Source organism: Streptomyces sp. JLBG701 (assembly GCF_058544905.1).
Genome location: NZ_CM178588.1, coordinates 3,772,696 through 3,788,715, shown reverse-complemented (window position 1 = coordinate 3,788,715; position 16,020 = coordinate 3,772,696). Strand labels below are relative to the sequence as shown.

Here is a 16,020-nt window from a genome sequence, read left to right as displayed (position 1 = left end):
CGGACTGGAAGGGAAGTCGATGAACACCATCAAGATGGAACGCCACGGCGGCGTGGTGACGGTCCGACTGCACCGCCCGCACGTCCTGAACGCGTTGAGCGGGGAGCTACTGACCGAACTCCTCGACGCTCTGCGCCCGTTGGACGCTGACCCCGAGGTCGGCTGCTTCGTCGTCACGGGCTCGGACAAGGTCTTCGCGGCCGGTGCCGACATCAAGGAGATGAGGGGGAGGACGGCCGCCGAGATGGCGGCGGAGGACTACTTCTCGGCTTGGGAGGAGTTCGCCGATCTCCGCACCCCGAAGATCGCGGCCGTCAACGGCCATGCCCTGGGCGGCGGTTGCGAGCTGGCGATGATGTGCGACCTCGTCATCGCGGGGGAGTCGGCGGTCTTCGGCCAGCCGGAGATCAAGCTGGGCGTGATCCCCGGCATAGGCGGCACCCAGCGTCTGCCCCGCCTGGTAGGCCGGGCCAAGGCGATGGACCTCGTCCTCACCGGCCGCACGATGGACGCACGGGAGGCGGAGAGCGCCGGCCTGGTCTCCCGGGTGGTCCCCGACGAACGGGTCCTGGGAGAGGCCCTGGAGGCGGCCCAGACGATCGCCTCGTACGGCCGCGCGGCAATACGGGCGGCCCGCGAGTGCGTCGACCACGCCCTGGAAACGGGCCTGCGGGACGGCATCCGCTTCGAACGCCGCGTGTTCCACGCCCTGTTCGCGACGGAGGACCAGAAGGAGGGCATGACGGCGTTCCTGGAGAAACGAAAGCCCCGCTTCACCGGCCGCTAGCGAGAGCCCGGGTCACCCCCGGTTCCTTCGGCCCCAGGAACCGGGGGTCCGGCTCGAACACCGCGTCCAGTGCCGCCTTGCCGGCCGCGAAGATCTCCCGGACGCCGCCGTAGTACCAGGTGACGTCATGCCGGGCGTCCACGCCGACGCCGTACGACTCCACCCCCGCCGCCTGACACAGCGCGACCGCTCGCCGGATGTGGAAGCCCTGGCTGATCAGCACGGCCCGGTCCACACCGAAGATCTTCTTGGCGCGGACGCAGGAGTCCCAGGTGTCGAACCCGGCGTAGTCGCTGACGATCCGCCCGTCGGGGACGCCCCGTTCGGTCAGGTAGGCGCGCATCGCGTCGGGCTCGTCGTAGTCCTCGCGGCTGTTGTCGCCGGTGACGAGGACGACCTGGATACGCCCGTCCCGATACAACTCGGCCGCCGCGTCGAGCCGGTTCGCGAGATACGGGGACGGCTCGTCGTTCCACAGGCCCGCGCCGAAGACGACGGCGACCTCGGTGCGGGGAGCGTCCGCCGTGGTGCGCAGCCGGTCGCCCGTGACGGCGTACATCCAGGTCGCCGGAAGCAGCGCCAGCACGCACCCGGCCATCACGGCCTGCACCAGCCGCCGCTGCCCGGCACGCGTGCGTGGCGGATGCGGCATCCGTGACAGACACGGTCTGCGGAGTATCGGGTGACGCATCTGGACGGGCCCTCCCCGGTCGGCGTTCGACAAGCAGAGACGTATTGTCAGGCCGCCCGGTTCGCCGCGAGCCACGTGACCAGCTTCACCCCGCATCACGAAACCGCAGGTCACAACACCTCACACACCCCTGGTACCCCACCGTGAACCCCCCGAAAAGACCCGTCATTCCTGTGCAATGGGACGGCAACGTCCCGCGGCGACCATCGGTGCATGACGGCGTCGAACCCTCTTCGCGACGAGTCCCAGACCGACCTCGACAGTACGGCGCACATCATGAACCGGATCAGCACCCAGCTCTCCAGCCAGCTCAGCCTGGTCTCGCGCAACGGCACGCGGCGCCCCGAGCCGCCCGCGCTGGTCCTCGTGGCGCACGGCAGCCGCGACCCGCGCACCCTGCGCACGGTCCGCACGCTCGTGGAGCGCGTCCGCGAGCTGCGCCCCGGCCTGCCCGTGCACCTGGGCCACATCGAGCTGAACGCGCCCCTGCTGCCGGACACGCTCGCCTCCCTGGGAGACCGCGAGGTGATCCTCGTCCCGCTGCTCCTCAGTCGCGGCTACCACGTCAAGCGCGACATCCCCGAGATGGCCGCCGCGACCCGGGTACGCGCACGAGTGGCCGCTCCACTGGGCCCCCACCCCCTCCTCGTGGAGACCCTGTACGCCCGACTGGTCGAGGCCGGCTGGCGCACCCGTATGGACGAGGCGACGCGCAGGAAGAGCGCGGTGGTCCTGGCGGCGGCGGGCTCCCGCGACCCGGCATCGAAGGTCGACACCGGCCGCACGGCCCACCTCCTCTCGGAGCGCCTCGGCGTCCCGGTGGTCCCCGCCTACGCGACAACGGCGGCCCCGACGGTCCCGGACGCCATCCACGCCCTGACCGAGAGGGGCCGCACAAGGGTGGCCGTAGCCTCCTACTTCACAGCCCCCGGCCGCTTCGCCACGGAGTGCGCGGAGGCGGCCCCGTGGATCGCCTCGGCCCCCTTGGGCACCCACCCGGCAATGGCAAGCCTGGTACTACACCGCTACGACCAGACCCTGGCAACCCCGGCGAGCATGGAGCCCACACTGGCCTCGGCATAAAAATCGCAGGCAAGGGCCGACATACCCAGGGGCGCGGGGAACTGCGCGACCAGTCCCCACCGGCCCGCAGTCGCCAAATCACAGAACCCAGCAGACACATAGGCGCACCCCAAATGTCAGTACCTGCGCTTACTGTCGTGACATGGAAGGCACCGCACCCCTCACCAGCTACACCCCGACGTCAGTCGAACGCTGGGCGACAGAGCCAGACAAACGCCCAGGCCGCACAGCCTTCCAACGCGACCGCGCACGCGTACTGCATTCATCAGCCCTACGCAGACTCGCCGGCAAGACCCAAGTAGTAACCCCCGGCACCCGCAGCCACGCCTGGGACGCCAGCCCCCGCACCCGCCTCACCCACTCCCTGGAATGCGCCCAGGTAGGCCGAGAACTCGGCGCAGCCCTCGGCTGCGACCCCGACCTGGTGGAGGCGGCCTGCCTCTCCCACGACCTCGGTCACCCCCCCTTTGGTCACAACGGCGAACAGGCACTGAACGAATTCGCCCAGGACTGCGGCGGCTTCGAGGGCAACGCCCAGTCCCTGAGGCTCCTCACCCGCATCGAACCCAAACGGTTCACCCCGGAGGGTTCGGTCGGCCTCAACCTCACCCGAGCCACCCTCGACGCCGCCACCAAGTACCCCTGGCCAAGAGGAGCCCACCCCACCAACCCGGAGTCGAAGAAGTTCGGGGTCTACGACGACGACCGCCCGGTCTTCGACTGGGTCCGCGAGGGCGCCCCCGGCACACGCACGTGCTTCGAGGCCCAGGTCATGGACTGGTCCGACGACGTGGCGTACTCGGTGCACGACGTGGAGGACGGCCTGCACGCCGGCCACATCGACCCCAACTACCTGCACGCCGAGCCGGAGCGCCAGGAGATCTTCAAGGTCGCCATCGGCCGCTACGTCCCCGCGGACACGGCCCCCGACGAACTCGCCGAGGCTCTCGACCGGCTCCAGAACCAGCCGTGGTGGCCGCACGGCTACGACGGCTCGGCCGTCGCCCAGGCCCGCCTCAAGGACGCCACCAGCCAGCTCATCGGCCGCTTCTGCCTGGCCGCGGAGGCCGCCACGCGCGAGGCGTACGGCACCGGCCGCCTCACCCTGTACGCGGCCGAACTGGTCGTCCCGCGCGAGGCCCGCATGGAGTGCGCGGTCCTCAAGGCGGTCGCCGACCGGTACGTCATGCAGCGCGCCGAGCAGGAGCGGATCCGCGCCGACCAACGGATCGTCGTCGCCGAACTCGCCGAGGCGTTCACGACCCGCGCCCCGGACGGCCTCGACCCCCAGTTCCGCGCCCTGTTCGACAAGGCCCCCGACGACCGCGCCCGCAAGCGCGTGATCGTCGACCAGATCGCATCGCTCACGGACGCCTCGGCACGCTCGCTGCACGACCGGCTGACGGGACGCTCGTGAAACTGACACGGCACATATGACACTGGCGGTGGCACGAATGGAGCTGACGGTGCGCTAGTGAACATGGGTCAGCTCGAATGTGACCCTCCGTGGCCTGATCGGGCCACACCCTCTTCCCGCATCACGCTGCGTGCGGGACGCTCCAATGTGGCGGCACCCTTACGAGGAGGCATCAAGTGGTCGACGCGGACCAGACATTCGTCATCGTGGGAGGCGGACTCGCCGGCGCGAAGGCGGCCGAGACGCTCCGGACGGAGGGCTTCACCGGGCGCGTGATACTGATCTGCGACGAACGCGACCACCCGTACGAGCGCCCGCCCCTCTCCAAGGGCTATCTGCTGGGCAAGGAGGAACGCGACAGCGTCTTCGTGCACGAGCCCGCCTGGTACGCGCGCAACGACATCGAGCTGCACCTCGGCCAGACCGTCGACGCGCTCGACCGCACGGCCAAGACGGTCCGCTTCGGCGACGACGGCACCCTCGTCCACTACGACAAGCTGCTGATCGCGACCGGCGCCGAACCCCGCCGCCTCGACATCCCCGGCACCGACCTCGCAGGCGTCCACCACCTGCGCCGCCTCGCTCACGCCGAGCGCCTCAAGGGCGTGCTGGCCGCCCTGGGCCGCGACAACGGCCACCTCGTGATCGCCGGCGCCGGCTGGATCGGCCTGGAGGTCGCGGCGGCGGCCCGCGAGTACGGCGCCGAGGTCACGGTCGTAGAACCGGAACCGACGCCGCTGCACGGGGTCCTCGGTCCCGAGCTCGGCAACATCTTCGCGGAACTCCACCGTGAGCACGGTGTCCGCTTCCACTTCGGCGGCCGGCTGACCGAGATCGTCGGCCAGGACGGCATGGTCCTCGCCGCCCGCACGGACGACGGCGAGGAACACCCCGCGCACGACGTCCTCGCCGCGATCGGCGCCGCCCCGCGCACGGGGCTCGCCGAGGCGGCCGGCCTGGAGCTCGCCGACCGCGCCCACGGCGGCGGCATCGCGGTGGACGTCCAGTTGCGCACCTCCGACCCGGACATCTACGCCGCCGGAGACGTGGCCGCCTTCCCGCACCCCCTCTACGGCACCCGGCTGCGCGTCGAACACTGGGCGAACGCCCTCAACGGCGGCCCGGCGGCGGCCCGCGCCATGCTCGGCAAGGACGTCACCTACGACCGCGTGCCCTACTTCTTCTCCGACCAGTACGACATGGGGATGGAGTACTCCGGCTGGGCGCCCCCGGGGTCGTACGACGAAGTGGTGATCCGGGGTGATGCCGGCAAGCGGGAGTTCATCGCCTTCTGGGTGAAGGAGGGCCGGGTGCTGGCCGGGATGAATGTGAATGTGTGGGACGTCACAGAGCCCATCCAGCAGCTGATCCGCTCCAAGGCACAGGTGGACACGGAGGCACTTGCGGACCCGCACGTTCCGCTGGACAGCCTGGTCCCGTGACCCGACGAGGGCGATCGACTGTCACCCCGTCCCCGGCCGCAATTCCCGGGGACGCTGTATCCCATTGCCGCTGCGCGGCGGGCCGGACCCCCGGCAGAGGGGTCGGTCACCTCGCCCCATGACTGTCAGTCCTGCCCCGTAGAATCACCGCGTGGCAGGACGGATCAACGACGAGGACGTGAAGGCGGTACGGGACGCGGTCCCGATCGACGCCGTGGTGTCCGAGTACCTCCAGCTGCGCAACGCGGGCGGCGGAAACCTGAAAGGTCTCTGTCCCTTCCACGACGAGAAGTCGCCGTCCTTCCAGGTCAGCCCCAGCAAGGGTCTCTTCCACTGCTTCGGCTGCCAGGAGGGCGGCGACACCATCACGTTCGTGATGAAGGTCGACCACCTCACGTTCTCGGAGTCGGTCGAGCGCCTGGCCGCCCAGGCCGGCATCACCCTGCGGTACGAGGAGGGCGGGTACAACCCGGCCCACCAGCGCGGCGAGCGCATCCGCCTGGTCGAGGCCCACAAGATCGCCGCCGACTGGTACGTCGAGCAGCTCGCCACCAGCCCCGAGGCCGACGCGGGCCGCAAGTTCCTGGCCGAGCGCGGCTTCGACCAGTCCGCCGCCGAGCACTTCTCCGTCGGCTACAGCCCCCAGGGCTGGGACCACCTCACCCGCTACCTCCGCGGCAAGGGCTTCACCGACAAGGAGCTGCTCCTCTCCGGCATCTCCCAGGAGGGCCGCCGCGGCCCCATCGACCGCTTCCGCGGCCGCCTGATGTGGCCGATCCGCGACATCGGCGGCGAGGTCGTCGGCTTCGGCGCCCGCAAGCTGTACGAGTCGGACAACGGCCCGAAGTACCTCAACACGCCCGAGACGGCGATCTACAAGAAGTCCCAGGTCCTCTACGGCATCGACCTCGCGAAGAAGGACATCGCCAAGTCGAGCCGCGCGGTCGTCGTCGAGGGCTACACGGACGTCATGGCCTGCCACCTCGCCGGTGTGACGACCGCGATCGCCACCTGCGGCACGGCCTTCGGCGGCGATCACATCAAGATCCTCCGCCGCCTGCTGATGGACAACGGCTCGGCCCGTGTGATCTTCACCTTCGACGGCGACGCGGCCGGCCAGAAGGCGGCCCTGCGCGCCTTCGAAGACGACCAGAAGTTCGCCGCCGAGACGTACATCGCGATCGCCCCCGACAACATGGACCCCTGCGACCTGCGCCTCGCCCAGGGCGACGAGGCGGTCGCCGACCTGGTCCAACCCCGCACCCCGCTCTTCGAGTTCGCGCTCCGTCAGATCGTCGCGCGCTACGACCTGGAGACCCCGGCGGGCCGCGCGTCCGCCCTCGACGAGGCCGCCCCGGTCGTCGCCCGCATCAAGAACAGCGGCGCCCAGCACGAGGTCGCCGTCCAGCTCGCGGGCATGCTCGGCATCCTCGACACCCAGTTCGTGGTCAAGCGGGTGGCCCAGCTGGCCCGTTGGGCCCGCGACCGCGGCGGCCAGGGCCCGGCCCCCGCGCGCGGCGCCCAGCAGTACGACAGCGCCCCCCGCGCCACCGCACCGGGCGGCCCGGCGCTGAACCTCCGCAACCCCGTCTACGCCACTGAGCGCGAACTCCTCAAACTCGCCCTCCAGCGCCCCGAGTTGGTCTCCCCGGCCTTCGACGCGTACGGCGTCGACGAGTTCACCGCCGCGCCCTACGCCGCCGTCCGCCAGACGATCATGGACGCGGGCGGCGCCGAGTACGGCGTCCAGGACGGGCAGGAGTATCTGGTCAGGGTCCGTGAGGCGGCCCCCGACAACACGGTCCGCGCGATGGTCACCGAGCTGGCCGTCGAGGCGATCATGCGCCGCACGGTCGACGAGGTCTACGCGGGCGATCAGCTCGTCATGGTCCGCCGCCGCGCGGTCGACCGCCGCATCCAGGAGGTCCAGGGCACCCTCGCCCGCGCGGGCGCCCAGGGAGACCCGGCTCAGCTGGCCGCCGTACAGAACGAGTTGTGGGTACTCCAGCAGTACGGGCAGGCGCTGCGGGAGCGCGGAGCCGCAGCTCTGTAGGCGTGTCGGGTCCGTCAGGGTAACCACCCGGTCACGGACCGGACTCAAAAAGTCACCGCACGCCCCTCGTGGCGGCTATGTGTCGTACTCCACACTGGGTTCCGGTGCCTGAGTCCTCGGAGCGCGGCCGATCCGTCCCCAGCGGGTCCCACACCCCCGCGGTTCCGCTCATCGCGTACGGGACGGACAGCGGCGAGGCCGTCGACTCCGCTCCCGAAACAGCGCTGCCGCTCACTTCAGCAGCGATCATCCTGGAGGTCGCCCCCGTGCAGACCCAGACCCTCAACAAAACCGACATCGGTACGGACACGACGGAGCCGGACGCGGAGACCGACGTTCTCGCGGCCGTGCCCCCACAGAGCCGCGCCGCGCGCCACCCCGAGACGGCGGAGCCGGACAGCCCGCCCGACCTCGACGAACCGCCGGCCGAAGCGGTCGACACCGTGGAGGCCCCCGAGCCCGTGGCACTGCCCCGCAGCCGCACCGACTCCGGCGCCCCGTCCTCGGACCTGTTCCGCCAGTACCTGCGTGAGATCGGCCGCATCCCCCTGCTCACGGCGGCCGAGGAGGTCGAACTCGCCCGCCGCGTCGAGGCCGGCCTGTTCGCAGAAGAGAAGCTCAGCGGCGCCACCGACCTGGACAGCCAACTCGCCCTGGACCTGGACAAACTGGTCGTCATGGGCCGCATGGCCAAGCGCCGCCTCATCGAGGCCAACCTGCGGCTCGTCGTCTCGGTCGCCAAGAGGTACGTCGGCCGCGGCCTGACCATGCTCGATCTCGTCCAGGAGGGAAACCTGGGCCTGATCAGGGCCGTCGAGAAGTTCGACTACGCCCGCGGCTACAAGTTCTCCACGTACGCCACCTGGTGGATCCGCCAGGCCATGTCCCGCGCCCTCGCCGACCAGGCCCGCACGATCCGAGTCCCGGTCCACGTGGTCGAGTTGATCAACCGCGTCGTCCGGGTCCAGCGCCGCATGCTCCAGGAGCGCGGCTACGAGCCCACCCCGGAAGAGGTGGCCGCCCATCTCGACCTCGCGCCAGAGCGCGTCAGCGAGGTCCTGCGCCTCGCCCAGGAGCCCGTCTCCCTGCACGCCCCGGTGGGCGAGGAGGACGACGTGGCCCTCGGCGACCTCATAGAGGACGGCGACGCGACGAGCCCGGTGGAATCGGCGGCGTTCCTGCTCCTCAGGGAACACCTGGAGGCGGTCCTGTCGACACTGGGGGAGCGGGAGCGGAAGGTCGTACAACTGCGTTACGGCCTGGCCGACGGCCGCCCCCGCACGCTGGAGGAGATAGGCCGCATCTTCGGGGTGACGCGGGAACGGATCCGCCAGATCGAGTCGAAGACCCTGAACAAGCTGCGGGATCACGCATTCGCGGATCAGCTCAGGGGCTATTTGGATTGACGTCGGCCGCGGCTGAGTGGGGGCTGGTCGCGCAGTTCCCCGCGCCCCTAGGTGGGCTCAGCCGCGGCAACTTCTCAGTCCACCTCGGCTACCGCCTGCGCGAACTGCGCCTTGTACAGCCGCGCGTACGCCCCGTCGGCAGCCAACAGCTCGGCGTGCGCGCCCTGTTCGACGATCGACCCGTTCTCCATTACCAGAATCGTGTCCGCATCCCGAATCGTCGACAGCCGGTGTGCGATCACGAACGACGTACGCCCGTGCGCCAGTTTCGCCATCGCCTTCTGAATGAGCACCTCGGTCCGCGTGTCCACGGAACTCGTCGCCTCGTCGAGGACCAGTATCACCGGGTCGGACAGGAACGCCCGAGCGATGGTGATGAGCTGCTTCTCACCGGCGGAGACACCTGTGCCCTCGTCGTCGATCACGGTGTCGTAGCCGTCGGGCAGCGTACGGACGAACCGGTCGGCGTGGGCGGCCCGTGCGGCCTCCTCGATCTCCCCCCGCGTGACCTCACGGGAGGCCCCGTACGCGATGTTCTCGGCGATCGTGCCGCCGAAGAGCCAGGTGTCCTGGAGCACCATGCCGATCCCGGAACGGAGTTCGTCCCGGGACATCTTCGCGATGTCGACGCCGTCGAGGGTGATGCGCCCGCCGGAGACCTCGTAGAACCGCATGAGGAGGTTGACCAGCGTGGTCTTGCCGGCGCCGGTCGGGCCGACGATCGCGACGGTGTGCCCGGGTTCGGCCTTCAGGGAGAGGTTCTCGATGAGCGGCTTCTCGGGGTCGTAGCGGAAGGAGATGTTCTCCAGCTCCACCCGCCCGCGCGGCTTCTCCAGTTGCACACCCCCCGCCGGCGCGTCCGCGCTCTCGCTCGGCAGGGGATCCGGCTCCTGCTCCTCCGCGTCCAGGAGTTCGAAGATCCGCTCGGCCGAGGCCACGCCCGACTGCACCAGGTTCGCCATCGACGCGACCTGCGTCAGCGGCATCGAGAACTGGCGCGAGTACTGGACGAAGGCCTGCACATCGCCGATGGACAGGGCGCCGGACGCGACGCGCAGTCCGCCGACGACCGCGACCAGCACGTAGTTGATGTTCGACACGAACATCATCAGCGGCTGCATGACCCCGCTGTTGAACTGGGCCTTGAACCCGGCCTCGTACAGCGCGTCGTTCTGCTCGGCGAACAGCTTCGCCGACTCCTCCTGCCGCCCGAACACCTTCACCAGCGTGTGCCCGGTGTACATCTCCTCGACGTGCGCGTTGAGCTTGCCGGTCGAGCGCCACTGCTGCACGAAGTGCGGCTGCGACCGCTTGCCGACGCGCTTGGCGACGCCGAAGGAGAGCGGCACGGTCACCAGCGCCACGAGCGCCAGCACCCACGACACCCAGAACATCATCGCCAGGACACCGATGATGGTGAGGAGCGAGTTGATGAGCTGCCCCATCGACTGCTGGAGCGTCTGCCCGATGTTGTCGATGTCGTTGGTGGCGCGGCTGAGCACTTCCCCTCGCTGCCGCTTGTCGAAGTACGACAGGGGCAGGCGCGACAGCTTCGTCTGGAGGTCCTCCCGCATCCGGAACATGGTCCGGTTGACGGCCCGGTTGACCAGCCGGGTCGCGATCCCCATCAGCAGCCCCGCCACCAGGAACACGACGAGCGCGAGTAGCAGGATGTTCCCGACGGCGCCGAAGTCGACACCCTGGCCCGGGGTGAAGTCCGTGCTGCGGAGCATGTCGGCGATTGAGCCGTCGCCCCGCTCCCGCATGGACGCGAGCGCCTCTTCCTTGGTGACCCCGGCCGGCAGCTGCCGCCCGATGATGCCCGCGAACACCAGGTCGGTGGCGTTGCCGAGGATCTTCGGCCCTACGACGTTGAGGCCGACGCTCACGACGACGCAGGCCAGCAGCAGACCGAGGGTGAGGCGCTCGGGCCTGAACTGTGCGAGCAGTCGCTTGCCCGACACCTTGAAGTCCATCGAATGATGGTCGGGGCCGGTCCCGGCCATCATCCGCCCCATGGGCCCGGCCATCAGGCAGCCTCCGCTTCTGTGAGTTGGGAGAGCACGATCTCCCGATAGGTCTCGTTGTCCGCCATCAACTCGTGATGGCGGCCGGTCCCCACGACCCGCCCCTCGTCGAGTACGACGATCCGGTCGGCGTCCCTGATGGTCGCCACCCGCTGGGCGACGATCACGACGGTCGCCTCGGCGGTCTCCAGGGTGAGCGCCGCACGCAGGGCCGCGTCGGTCGCGTAGTCCAGCGCGGAGAAGGAGTCGTCGAAGAGATAGATCTCCGGGCGCTGGACGAGCGTACGGGCGATGGCGAGCCGCTGCCGCTGACCGCCGGAGACGTTGGTGCCGCCCTGGGAGATGGGGGAGTCGAGGCCGTTCTCCAGCCCCTCCACGAAGCCCTTGGCCTGCGCCACCTCCAGCGCGTGCCACAGCTCCTCGTCGCTCGCGTCCGGATTGCCGTACCGCAGATTGGTCGCCACCGTCCCGGCGAACAGGTACGGCTTCTGCGGGACGAGCCCGACGGTCTTCGCGAGCAGCGTCGGTTCGATGGTCGCGACGTCGATCCCGTCGACGAGCACCTCGCCCTCGGTGGTGTCGAACAGCCTCGGCACCAGCCCCAGCAGGGTGGACTTGCCGCTGCCGGTCGATCCGATGACAGCGGTGGTCTCGCCGGGCCGGGCCACCAGGTCGATGGTCCTGAGCACCGGTTCCTCGGCACCCGGGTAGCGGAACCCGGCGCCCCGGATCTCCAGATGACCGTGCCGGCGCAGCTCCACGACGGGCGCCGTCGGCGGCACGACACTGCTCTCGGTGTCCAGGACCTCCTGGATGCGCTCGGCGCACACCTCCGCGCGCGGCACCATCATGAACATGAAGGTGGCCATCATCACGGACATCACGATCTGCATCAGATAGGCGAGGAACGCGGTCAGATCGCCGATCTGCATCTGGCCGCTGTCGATGCGATGGGCGCCGAACCACACCACCGCGATCGATGACAGGTTCACCACCGTCATCACCATCGGGAACATCAGCGCGAGCAGCCGCCCGGTGGCCAGCGACATGTCGGTGAGCTCGGTGTTCGACTTCCGGAAGCGTGTCTGCTCGTACTCGTCCCGGACGAACGCGCGGATCACCCGGTTGCCGGTGATCTGCTCGCGCAGCACCCGGTTCACCGTGTCGAGCCGCACCTGCATCGTCCGGAACAGCGGCCGCAGCCGCCGGATGATCCAGGTCACGCAGATGCCCATCACCGGCACCACGGCGACCAGCACCCCGGACAGCGGCACGTCCAGGCCGAGGGCCAGGATGATGCCGCCCACACACATGATCGGCGCCGACACCAGCAGGGTGAACGTCATCAGGGCCAGCATCTGGACCTGCTGGACGTCATTGGTGGTGCGGGTGATCAGCGAGGGCGCGCCGAACTGGCCGACCTCCCGCGCCGAGAAGGACTGCACCCGGTCGAAGACGTCGGCCCGGATGTCCCGCCCGAGCGCCGCCGCGGTCCGTGCGCCGTAGTAGACGGCACCGATGTTGCAGACGACCTGGGCCAGCGAGATCCCGACCATCAGGGCGCCGAAACTGAGGATGTATCCGGTGTCACCCTTCACGACACCGTTGTCGATGATGTGCGCGTTGAGAGTGGGCAGGTAGAGGGTGGCGCAGGTCTGCAGGAACTGCAGCAGCACCAGCAACGCGATGGGTTTTCGGTAGGGCCTGAGGTAGGCCCTCAGAAGTCGTATGAGCACGCGGGATCTCTCGGTGTCGGCGACAAGGGTGGGTGCACCACCCCCCATCGTCGAACACTCCCCCCGCGTTACCTCAACCGATTAACCCAAGAGCGGTCCAAGAAAGGACGAGTTGTCCGTCGTTGGCCCTAAGACTCAGCCCCGAAACGCCCCCGGATGGGTCTGCTCCCGCACCGACACGTACTGCTGGCGCACCGCCTGCCCCATCGCCAGTTCCTCGCCGGGCTCCAGGACCTGGGCGACCGGGCCCTGCCAGGCCGGCGGGATGCGCGGGTCGAGCGTGCCCTGGGTCACGCCCAGCGCCCAGGCGGCCTGCCGGGCGGCGCCGATGGCCGCGTAGTCGGCGGGCTGGGGTACGACGACCTGCACCCCGAAGATCGCGGGCGCGGCGGCCTGCACGGCGGGCAGCTCGGCGGCCGGCCCGAGCAGGAAGAGCCGCCGTACGTCGACGCCCCGCCCGCGCAGCACGTCCAGCGCGTCGGCGAGCCCGCACAGCATGCCCTCGAACGAGGCCCGCGCCAGATGCTCGGCCCTCATCGACTCCCGCCGCAGCCCCGACAGGGTCCCGGCGGTGTGCGGCAGGTTCGGCGTCCGCTCACCCTCCAAATAGGGCAGGAACACGAGCCCGTGGGCCCCCGGCGTCGACTTCATCGCCAGCTCGGACAGGCTCTCCAGATCGGGCAGCCCGAGCAGCTCGGTGGCGCCGCGCAGGGTCCGTACGGCATTGAGTGTGGTGACGACGGGCAGGTGCATGCCCGTCGCATCGGCGAGGGAGGTGATCATCCCGGTCTGGTCGACCAGTGCCTCGGTGTGTACGGCCATCACGGACCCGGAGGCGCCGAGCGACACGACCGCGTCACCGAGCCCGATCCCAAGGCCGAAGGCCGCGGCCATGGTCTCGCCGGTCCCGGCGGAGATCAGCAGCCCCTCCGGTGTCGTACCGGCCGCGTCGGACGGTCCGATCACCTCGGGCAGCATGGCCTGGTGGCCGAGCGCGAGCTCGACGAGCTCGGGCCGGTAGCCGCCGGTGGCGGCGGACCAGTACCCGGTCCCGGAGGCCCCGCCCCGGTCCGTGGTCCGGCGCACCGGCCGCCCGAGGAGCTGCCACACCAGCCAGTCGTGCGCCTGCATGAGGACGGCGGCGCGCTGGGCGTTGTCGGGCTCGGTCTTGGCGAGCCAGCGGAGCTTGGCGACGGGCTGCGGGGCCTGCGGTACGCACCCCACGGCCTGCGCCCACGCCTCACGCCCGCCGAGCGCGTCGATCAGATCGGCCGCCGCGACCTGCGCCCGCTTGTCACCGCCGACCATCGCGGGCCGCACGGTGTTGCCCTGCGAGTCCAGCGGCACGACCGAGTTCTGCTGCGCGGACACCCCGATGGCCTGCACACCTTCGAGCAGCCCCCCGCCGGCGGCTTCCCCCAGCGACAGCAGCCAGGCCTGTGGATCGACATCGGAAGGCCGTCCCCCGCCACCCTCGGAGCCCTCCATCGGATGCGGCGCATAACCCTGCCGCAGCACGGCTCCCGTGTCCGCGTCGCAGACAACGATTCGAGTGAAATCGGGCGAACTGTCCAACCCGGCGACTATCCCCATGGCGAAAATTCTGCCGTACGCGGGAAGGTGGGCGCGCCGGTCCGCATCCGCTAGGTGTTGCTGGTGCCCCAGTCGTCCTCGCCGGAGCCGTTGGTGTTGCGCTCGCGCAGGGACCTCACGCGGTCCGCGACCGAGTCCGGCATCCGGTCGCCGACCTTCTCACTGACCACGTGATACGCCTTGCCGGCGAACTGGCGCCCCTGCTGTGCCGCGGACTCCGCGGTGTTGCGGACGGCCGGGTTCTGCGCGACCTGACGAGCGGACTTCTTCAACTGCTCGTAGCGCTCGCGTCCGGCCCGTGTGCCCAGCACGTAACCCAGAGCGAGTCCGACGACGAACGTGAGCCGGTAGCGCATGGCGGCCACCCTTCCTGGTCGGGCACGGGGGAACCGATTGGCGGAGCACCCCCCTGCTTGCGCTAATGTATGTGTCGCAGCGAACGAGCGCCCCCTGGCGAATACCCAGGTAGGTACGATCGATGCAACGAGGCATTCCTCCGTAGCTCAATTGGCAGAGCAGCCGGCTGTTAACCGGCAGGTTACTGGTTCGAGTCCAGTCGGGGGAGCTTCGATCTTCCGTAGCTCAATTGGCAGAGCAGCCGGCTGTTAACCGGCAGGTTACTGGTTCGAGTCCAGTCGGGAGAGCAGGCTGAAGAGGACCCCGATGGGGTCCTTTTTCATGCCCCGAGGAACCGCCCCGCCCACGGCGTAGTCCTCAAGGTCATGCGAGGCCGACCACTCGAAGCAGGAGATCGTATGAGCGGCTATGCTGCGGCAGACGGCGCGCACACATGTACGCGACACGCCGCTATGGGGCGGTAGCTCAGCCGGTTAGAGCAGCGGACTCATAATCCGTCGGCCGTGGGTTCGAGTCCCACCCGCCCCACCATTCCGGCTTTGGTGCAGGAACGTTTTCACCTGCGGAAGCATGCCAGCCCCTCACGTCAGCGAGGGGCTGTTGTCGTCTCCGGTGATCGTTAGCTCAGTCGAAGCTCAACCGAAGTGCAGACGATCAAGACATGGAGCGGCCCCGGTCGCGACGCGCTACGACCGGGGCCAAGAGGCCGCCCGCCCCCAGGAGTTCACGGGGTGCGAGGGCGGGCGGGGTTCAGGAGGTACGGCGCGCCGCTCGGACGCGGGCGAGGATGCGCAGCGGGGTGACATCCGGCAGCACCAGGTCGGCGTGCTCGCGGTGCGCGTACACCGTCCAGCCGGGGCCGCTCATGCTTTCCTCGCGCCACAGGGCGACCGCGTCGCCCGGGTCGGTGATCAGCCCGTCGCAGTAGCGGCACACGTGCAGGGCCGAGGTCACGACGTGGCCCCGACGAGGCCCTCGTGGTGGTCGCACAGGGCACCCAGGACACGGGCGAGTCTGCGCGCGTGGGCTACGCGCCCGCCCAGCCCGGAGCGGGGTTCCTCCGTCAGCTTCCGCCGCGCCTCTCCTACGCACGCGAGCGCGCAGAAGCGCGGGATGCTGCTCTTGGGAAGCTTCAGCGTCGTCCGCGAGACCTCGATGACCATCAGCTCGATGTGCCCTCGCATCTGGAGGGTGAGCGTGTCGAGCTCGTCGCCGGAGGGCGGCAGGGCTTCCGGGGCGTCGTCCGGTCCGATCAGGCACCCCACGGCCGCGCGCATCACCTCGATGTCGGGCGGGGCCTGATCCTGCTCTTCGGTGGCCGGCGGATGGGTGGTATTTGTTGCCATGTCGGCGCTCCTCAGCAGCGTTGGCCACGCCCCGGGAGGCTGTCACCTCGCCGGGGTCTTGTCGTAACTGCCGACGCTAGGA

13 protein-coding genes and 3 tRNA genes are annotated in these 16,020 nt (G+C 69.7%); 9 read left to right on the top strand and 7 right to left on the bottom strand.

All coding sequences use genetic code 11. The annotated features are described in order from the left end of the window. The first annotated feature begins 19 nt into the window (after positions 1-19). Positions 20-787: an enoyl-CoA hydratase-related protein gene (locus AC5DRG_RS17400; protein ID WP_491811431.1), complete on the top strand. Its 768-nt coding sequence runs from the start codon at positions 20-22 to the stop codon at positions 785-787. Here AC5DRG_RS17400 and AC5DRG_RS17395 read toward each other — a convergent pair. Further along, positions 774-1,478 (bottom strand): SanA/YdcF family protein, encoded by a 705-nt coding sequence (locus AC5DRG_RS17395; RefSeq protein WP_491811430.1) that lies wholly within the window; start codon positions 1,476-1,478, stop codon positions 774-776. The two genes, AC5DRG_RS17400 and AC5DRG_RS17395, sit on opposite strands and share 14 nt — an antisense overlap. A gap of 213 nt (positions 1,479-1,691) precedes the next feature. Here AC5DRG_RS17395 and AC5DRG_RS17390 point away from each other — a divergent pair, with 213 nt between their 5' ends. The 5 genes from AC5DRG_RS17390 to AC5DRG_RS17370 all read left to right on the top strand — a co-directional run bounded on the left by AC5DRG_RS17390 (position 1,692) and on the right by AC5DRG_RS17370 (position 8,879). Continuing rightward, positions 1,692-2,561, top strand: coding sequence for a sirohydrochlorin chelatase (locus AC5DRG_RS17390; protein ID WP_491811429.1), 870 nt, complete (start codon positions 1,692-1,694; stop codon positions 2,559-2,561). Positions 2,562-2,703: 142 nt separating this feature from the next. After that, positions 2,704-3,978 carry a deoxyguanosinetriphosphate triphosphohydrolase gene (locus AC5DRG_RS17385; protein ID WP_491811428.1) on the top strand — a complete coding sequence of 425 codons (1,275 nt, stop codon included), beginning with the start codon at positions 2,704-2,706 and terminating at the stop codon, positions 3,976-3,978. Between the two features lie 176 nt (positions 3,979-4,154). Next, complete coding sequence (locus AC5DRG_RS17380) at positions 4,155-5,420, top strand: NAD(P)/FAD-dependent oxidoreductase (RefSeq protein ID WP_491811427.1); 1,266 nt, start codon at positions 4,155-4,157, stop codon at positions 5,418-5,420. Between the two features lie 151 nt (positions 5,421-5,571). After that, complete coding sequence (dnaG, locus tag AC5DRG_RS17375) at positions 5,572-7,473, top strand: DNA primase (protein ID WP_491811426.1); 1,902 nt, start codon at positions 5,572-5,574, stop codon at positions 7,471-7,473. A 104-nt stretch (positions 7,474-7,577) separates the two neighbouring features. Then, positions 7,578-8,879 (top strand): RNA polymerase sigma factor, encoded by a 1,302-nt coding sequence (locus AC5DRG_RS17370; RefSeq protein ID WP_491811425.1) that lies wholly within the window; start codon positions 7,578-7,580, stop codon positions 8,877-8,879. Positions 8,880-8,953: 74 nt separating this feature from the next. Here the strand turns inward: AC5DRG_RS17370 and AC5DRG_RS17365 are convergent, their stop codons facing one another. From AC5DRG_RS17365 to AC5DRG_RS17350, 4 genes are all read right to left on the bottom strand, one after another. Next, complete coding sequence (locus AC5DRG_RS17365) at positions 8,954-10,909, bottom strand: ABC transporter ATP-binding protein (protein ID WP_491811424.1); 1,956 nt, start codon at positions 10,907-10,909, stop codon at positions 8,954-8,956. Next, positions 10,909-12,642 (bottom strand): ABC transporter ATP-binding protein, encoded by a 1,734-nt coding sequence (locus tag AC5DRG_RS17360; RefSeq protein WP_491811423.1) that lies wholly within the window; start codon positions 12,640-12,642, stop codon positions 10,909-10,911. Before AC5DRG_RS17360 ends, AC5DRG_RS17365 begins: the two co-directional genes overlap by 1 nt. 135 nt (positions 12,643-12,777) lie before the next feature. After that, positions 12,778-14,235 carry a xylulokinase gene (locus AC5DRG_RS17355; protein ID WP_491811422.1) on the bottom strand — a complete coding sequence of 486 codons (1,458 nt, stop codon included), beginning with the start codon at positions 14,233-14,235 and terminating at the stop codon, positions 12,778-12,780. A gap of 50 nt (positions 14,236-14,285) precedes the next feature. Further along, a complete protein-coding gene (locus AC5DRG_RS17350; protein ID WP_491811421.1) occupies positions 14,286-14,591 on the bottom strand; it encodes a YtxH domain-containing protein in 306 nt (101 codons plus the stop codon). Positions 14,592-14,727: 136 nt separating this feature from the next. Here AC5DRG_RS17350 and AC5DRG_RS17345 point away from each other — a divergent pair. The 3 genes from AC5DRG_RS17345 (at position 14,728) to AC5DRG_RS17335 (ending at position 15,123) form a co-directional block, all read left to right on the top strand. Then, positions 14,728-14,800: transfer RNA gene (locus tag AC5DRG_RS17345), tRNA-Asn, on the top strand. 6 nt (positions 14,801-14,806) lie between these two features. Further along, positions 14,807-14,879 (top strand) — tRNA-Asn (locus AC5DRG_RS17340). A 167-nt stretch (positions 14,880-15,046) separates the two neighbouring features. Then, positions 15,047-15,123 (top strand) — tRNA-Ile (locus tag AC5DRG_RS17335). A 219-nt stretch (positions 15,124-15,342) separates the two neighbouring features. On the opposite strand, the gene AC5DRG_RS17330 is transcribed toward AC5DRG_RS17335, so the two are convergent. Next, on the bottom strand, positions 15,343-15,546 hold the full coding sequence (locus AC5DRG_RS17330; RefSeq protein ID WP_491811420.1) for a hypothetical protein: 204 nt from the start codon (positions 15,544-15,546) through the stop codon (positions 15,343-15,345). After that, the gene (locus AC5DRG_RS17325) at positions 15,543-15,938 is read right to left on the bottom strand and encodes a DUF6415 family natural product biosynthesis protein (protein ID WP_491811419.1); all 396 of its coding nucleotides are present in this window, start codon (positions 15,936-15,938) and stop codon (positions 15,543-15,545) included. The genes AC5DRG_RS17330 and AC5DRG_RS17325 overlap by 4 nt, the downstream gene beginning before the upstream one ends. Positions 15,939-16,020 lie beyond the last annotated feature (82 nt).

Bases quoted from the DNA above. Each gene is read 5' to 3' on its own strand.
- AC5DRG_RS17365 (WP_491811424.1), bottom strand. From the start codon at position 10,909: ATGGCCGGGCCCATGGGGCGGATGATGGCCGGGACCGGCCCCGACCAT.
- AC5DRG_RS17385 (WP_491811428.1), top strand. From the start codon at position 2,704: ATGGAAGGCACCGCACCCCTCACCAGCTACACCCCGACGTCAGTCGAA.
- AC5DRG_RS17355 (WP_491811422.1), bottom strand. From the start codon at position 14,235: ATGGGGATAGTCGCCGGGTTGGACAGTTCGCCCGATTTCACTCGAATC.
- AC5DRG_RS17325 (WP_491811419.1), bottom strand. From the start codon at position 15,938: ATGGCAACAAATACCACCCATCCGCCGGCCACCGAAGAGCAGGATCAG.
- AC5DRG_RS17395 (WP_491811430.1), bottom strand. From the start codon at position 1,478: ATGCGTCACCCGATACTCCGCAGACCGTGTCTGTCACGGATGCCGCAT.
- AC5DRG_RS17390 (WP_491811429.1), top strand. From the start codon at position 1,692: ATGACGGCGTCGAACCCTCTTCGCGACGAGTCCCAGACCGACCTCGAC.
- AC5DRG_RS17350 (WP_491811421.1), bottom strand. From the start codon at position 14,591: ATGCGCTACCGGCTCACGTTCGTCGTCGGACTCGCTCTGGGTTACGTG.
- AC5DRG_RS17400 (WP_491811431.1), top strand. From the start codon at position 20: ATGAACACCATCAAGATGGAACGCCACGGCGGCGTGGTGACGGTCCGA.